The sequence below is a fragment of the Paracoccus sp. P2 genome, assembly GCF_046335115.1.
Taxonomy (GTDB): Bacteria; Pseudomonadota; Alphaproteobacteria; order Rhodobacterales; family Rhodobacteraceae; genus Paracoccus; species Paracoccus pantotrophus.
The window spans coordinates 1-4,476 of sequence record NZ_JBGOSN010000100.1 but is presented as its reverse complement, the minus strand read 5'-3'; the positions used below and the strand labels follow the sequence as shown (position 1 = coordinate 4,476).

5 protein-coding genes and 1 pseudogene are annotated in these 4,476 nt (G+C 63.1%); all 6 read right to left on the bottom strand.

Annotation, left to right across the window (positions count from 1 at the left end):
• Positions 1–36: 36 nt before the first annotated feature.
• Positions 37–558 (bottom strand): helix-turn-helix domain-containing protein, encoded by a 522-nt coding sequence (locus ACDP63_RS24235; RefSeq protein WP_409928800.1) that lies wholly within the window; start codon positions 556–558, stop codon positions 37–39.
• A pseudogene (locus tag ACDP63_RS24230) lies at positions 503–1,155 on the bottom strand (IS5 family transposase); the annotation flags it as partial. The gene ACDP63_RS24235 and the pseudogene ACDP63_RS24230, both read right to left, overlap by 56 nt.
• Positions 1,156–1,323: 168 nt before the next feature.
• A complete protein-coding gene (locus ACDP63_RS24225) occupies positions 1,324–1,926 on the bottom strand; it encodes a plasmid pRiA4b ORF-3 family protein (RefSeq protein WP_409928799.1) in 603 nt (200 codons plus the stop codon).
• Entirely contained in the window at positions 1,923–3,575 is a 1,653-nt protein-coding gene (tnpC, locus tag ACDP63_RS24220; protein WP_409928798.1) for an IS66 family transposase, read from the bottom strand. The genes ACDP63_RS24225 and tnpC overlap by 4 nt, the downstream gene beginning before the upstream one ends.
• 58 nt (positions 3,576–3,633) lie before the next feature.
• Positions 3,634–3,984 carry an IS66 family insertion sequence element accessory protein TnpB gene (gene tnpB, locus ACDP63_RS24215; RefSeq protein ID WP_112312267.1) on the bottom strand — a complete coding sequence of 117 codons (351 nt, stop codon included), beginning with the start codon at positions 3,982–3,984 and terminating at the stop codon, positions 3,634–3,636.
• A complete protein-coding gene (tnpA, locus tag ACDP63_RS24210; protein ID WP_409928801.1) occupies positions 3,981–4,352 on the bottom strand; it encodes an IS66-like element accessory protein TnpA in 372 nt (123 codons plus the stop codon). Before tnpA ends, tnpB begins: the two co-directional genes overlap by 4 nt.
• Positions 4,353–4,476: the final 124 nt, after the last annotated feature.

The following is a 4,476-nucleotide window of genomic DNA, read 5'->3' as shown; positions in this document are numbered from 1 at the left end:
AGTTCCTGGTCTTGTAGGTCGGGGGTATGGGTCTGCTCATGCATCCCAGCTACCACCCTGGATTCGCGAGATGAATCCCTCACGCGATTTGTGCAACAGAGCCACGCGGCGGTCATCGTCATTCGGATAAAACGCATAAACCGCACCTGTCATCGCCTCGTAACCACCAACCTTGTCCAGCCGCTTGCCAGCCTCATAAACACGTCTCGTGATTTCCGCCGGTATCGAATGCCGCGTTGACGGGTCCTGATACGCCCGTTCATATGCCTCATACGCCGTGCGAGCGGCCAAAAATGCAGTAAACAGATCAATATAATAATCCGTGCGGGGCGGCTCAGGTTCGGCAGTTCGTATGCCCGTCAGCAGCCACTTTGCATCACAACCCGTCGCTTCAATCGTTGCCGCGACGTGCTCGGCCTTCGGCTCTCGTGTCAGGTTGAAGTAACGATAAATCGTCGCACGACTGACACCGCAGATCGCTGCCGCGTCATCTGTAGATAGGTCATGTTGACAAATGGCGGAGCCAGAGCCTGATGCAGGCGACGTCGACGAAGCCAAGGAAGCTTTCGGCGGTTTTGTCGTAGCGGGTTGCAAGGCGGCGGCTATTTTTCAGCTTGTTGAAGCAGCGCTCGACCATGTTGCGCAGGGTGTAGATGGTCATGTCGACAGCCTTGCGCACCCTTCGGTTCCTTCGCATCGGTATCATGGGCAGGGCGTTGCGGCTCTCGATGTCTTCCCGAATTTTATCAGAGTCATAGCCCCTGTCGGCGACCAGAACTGCTGGTTGCGGCAGGTTGTCGGCCATCACCATATCATAGCCGGTGTAGTCGGAATCCTGCCCCGGCGTGATCTCGGTCCTCATCGGGAGGCCTGCGCCGTTGACGCGGAGATGGATCTTGGTCGAGAAGCCACCTCTCGAACGGCCAAGAGCCTCTTTCGGAGTCCCCCTTTTGCGCCCGCCGCATGATGATGGGCGCGGATCACAGTGCTATCAACCATCTGGAGCTTGTCGGGCGCGAGCTTCGCGTGGTTCAAGGCATCCAGGATGTCCTCCCACAGCCCGGCGAGCGTCCAGCGCCGGAACTGCCGGTAGACCGAGGACCACTTGCCAAACTCTTCGGGCAGATCGCGCCATGGCGCACCAGTCCTTGNCAGGCGCAGGGGCGAACGGTGGGCGTGATCAGCCATGTCCAGGCAATGAAAGACCGGATCCCGGTTCAAATCGAGGTGGTCAAGACAGGCGGAGGGGCTAGCGAGGTTCGATTGAAAGTGGCGTAGAGAAAACGTAACCATCCGGCGTAGGCCGCGGACGGGTGTCCGTGCTCAGGGAGTGGGCTTGGGTGCTTTGGGCTTGCCGGGCCGCGGGGACCATTTCTTCGCGAGTTGGTCAAAGCGTTCGACGATCCTGTCGATCCTGGCATCTTCGGGATCGAAGGTTGCACCTGACCAGCCGACCATGTCGTCGTGCTGCTCGTGGTTCGGATCTGCGAGGGCTTCGAGGAATTCCTCGTAGCCCGGAGCACCGCCGACATCCTCGGGCGGGCAGGCCCCGCTGGCCTTCAGAAGCCTTGGATAGGTCACGCCCTGGCTGGCCTCGCTCACCCGCTCGATGTGGATGCTGTGGTCCCAGTCATCGCCGAAGTCGTAGACATACTGGAGCGTCCTGGCGCCGGTATCCTCGAGCACCTTTTGCAGCGTCGCCTTCTTCGCGGGCATCGGGCCGTCGTAGAATCCGTCCGGATCGGGCACGCCCCAGCCCGCCCCCCCGGCCCTGAATTCGTAGAGATGGGTGTCCGTCCAGCCCATCGCCGCCTGGACCACCTCATGCAGCCGGTCGAGCCTGATCTTCAGCGGCACCTCGATATGGCGCATCGGCTGAGGATCGACGTCGTTCAGAAGGATCCGGAGGCGGGCGATCAGGGTCATGCGGCCCTCCTTTGCGGTATTTGCGACCAGTTCCAGGGAAGAAGTTCCGGCAGGCGCGACAGGGGTATGTCCGGCAGCCGGGCAAGGACATCGGCCAGCCAAGCCTGCGGGTCGACGTCATTCATCCTGGCCGTGACGATCAGGGAGTACATGAAGGCGGCGCGGTCGCCACCGCGCGGAGATCCGGCGAAGAGCCAGGCTTTCCGCCCGAGGGCGACGCCCCGCAGCGCGCGTTCTGCTGCGTTGTTCGTAAGGCAGATGCGGCCATCATCGAGGAAGCGGGTGAAGGCGTCCCAGCGGCCGTCCTCCTCGAACATGTAGTTGATCGCCTTGGCGACGGGGTTGTGCTTCGACATTCGGGCGCGTTCGGTCCGCAACCAGTTGTGCAGATCCTGGACCATCGGGCGCACCAGCCGCTGACGGGCGTCATGGCGGGCCTCGGCGGTCAGGCCGGTGATCTCGCGCTCGGCATCGAAGATGGCGTCGAAGCGTTTGACCGCTTCCAGCGCGATGGGCGAGATCTCCTCGGCCACCGATCTGCCCTTGCGGGCTGTAGCTTTGATATCCGCCAGTTCGAAGAACTTGCGCCGGGCATGCGACCAGCACAGCGCGCTCAGCACCGGCGCGGGCCTGTGGCTGGCATGGTAGAGGTCGTTGTAACCGCCATAGGCATCGGCTTGCAGGGTGCCGGTCCAGCCCGCCAGATGACGGGTCGGGTGTTCTTTCCTGCGGTCGGTTGAGAAGTAATAGAGCGCTGCCGGCGGCGCCCCACCGGCAAAGGGCCGGTCATCCCGCAGATAGGTCCAGAGCCGGGCGGTTTGCGTGCCACCTTTGGCCAGCAGCGGCACGGTCGTGTCGTCAGCATGCAATCGTTCAGCGCCGAGGACATGGGCGCGGATCAGATCGTGAATCGGCTGCAGCGCGACCGCGCAAGCCCCGACCTGGTCGGCGAGGGTGGAGAGGCTGATCTCCACCCCTTCCTTCGCGTAGCGTTCGGCCTGCCTGTTCAGCGGTTGGTGCTGGCCGAACTTCTCGAACAGGATCATGGCCAGCAGGTTCGGCCCGGCCCGGCCCCTTGGGGTCGGATGAAACGGCGCCGGCGACTGGCTGATCCGCTCGCAGTCACGACAGGTGAACTTCTCGCGGACGGTTTGCACGACCTTCCACTGCCGCGGGATCACCTCCAGCGTCTCGGTGATGTCCTCGCCCATCTTCACGATGCGCGCCGAACCACAGCAAGTGCAGGAAGTCGGCGCCTTAACCACGACGCGCTCGCGGGGCAAATGCCCGGGGAACGGCTTGCGGGCTGGGCGGCGGCGTTCGAAGGCCGCGACCATCGCCCTCGGGCCCGTCGCCTCGGCCTTGGCCCGGTCATCGGCAATGTCGGTCTCGATGTCTTCGAGCTGCATCTCCAGTTGCTCGATCAGCCGGGCATGGCGTTCGGCACCATGGCCATATTGCTCGCGGCGGAGTTTGGCGATCTGCAGTCGGAGGTGCCGGATCATGTCTTCAGAGGCCGAGACGATCGCCTGAACCTGGGTCAACTCCCCCTTGGCGGCGACCAAGGCGTCCTCTGCGGCAGATGCGCGAGCCTCTGCCGCGGCGAGTGCGGCGCGCAGGACAGCGATCTCCGAGGTGGTCTCCGACATGCCGAAGACCTATCACGAAACCCCGGAATAGTCCAATAAAACAAGGGTATTTTGGCTATCAACCCGCCGAGGCAGGCCGCTGCGTCCAGCGCGGATTGCGCCAGTCGATTCCTTCCAGAAGATAGCCGAGCTGCGCCGCCGAAACCGGAACGGCTGAGCCATTCTGGCTCACCGGCCAGATGAACTTCCCCGCCTCCAGCCGCTTCAGATACAGCGACATGCCGACCCCGTCGTGCCACAACACCTTGATCAGGTCACCCTTGCGCCCCCGGAAGCAGAAGATCTCGCCACCGTGCGGATCGCGACCCAGGCCCTGCTGGACCTTCAGCGCCAGGCTGTTCATCCCGCACCGCATGTCCGTCACCCCGCCTGCAATCCACACGCGCGCCCCCGCCGGAAAGGCGATCATCGCGGATCCAGCACGGCCAGCAACGCCGCCAGATGCGAAGGGGCCAGCGAAACAGGAATCGTCATGCGCCGCCCGTTCGTCAGCGTGATGTCGATCCGGGCATCATCGGCTTCCCGCGAACGCTGCTCCGCTGGCGCAGACGGTGCGCTCTCCATAACCAGCGGCACGAAACCGCGGCCAGCCTCCGGCGCACCTAGCGTTCCGCTGCGATACTCACGCCGCCAGATCGAAAGCAGCGACCGCGAAATCCCATACCGGCGCGCCGTCGTCGAGCCTTGCCGGTAACCGCGCAGGCTTTCCTCGACGATCCGGATCTTGTCCTCGTCTGACCAGTGCCGACGACGGCCAACCTCATCGGCGGCGAAGATCTCGATTGGTGAAACAACTGAAGGGCACCTCTAAAAATTGCCCTGACCTTGGCGCTGCGATATCGTGACATGGTGAACCGGCATATAGGGGATGCAGCGATGACGCAGATGGGTTTCTTTGATC

Excerpts from the sequence above, each read along its gene's own strand:
- ACDP63_RS24225 (WP_409928799.1), bottom strand. The coding sequence starts at position 1,926 with ATGACCCTGATCGCCCGCCTCCGGATCCTTCTGAACGACGTCGATCCT.
- tnpC (WP_409928798.1), bottom strand. The coding sequence starts at position 3,575 with ATGTCGGAGACCACCTCGGAGATCGCTGTCCTGCGCGCCGCACTCGCC.
- tnpB (WP_112312267.1), bottom strand. The coding sequence starts at position 3,984 with ATGATCGCCTTTCCGGCGGGGGCGCGCGTGTGGATTGCAGGCGGGGTG.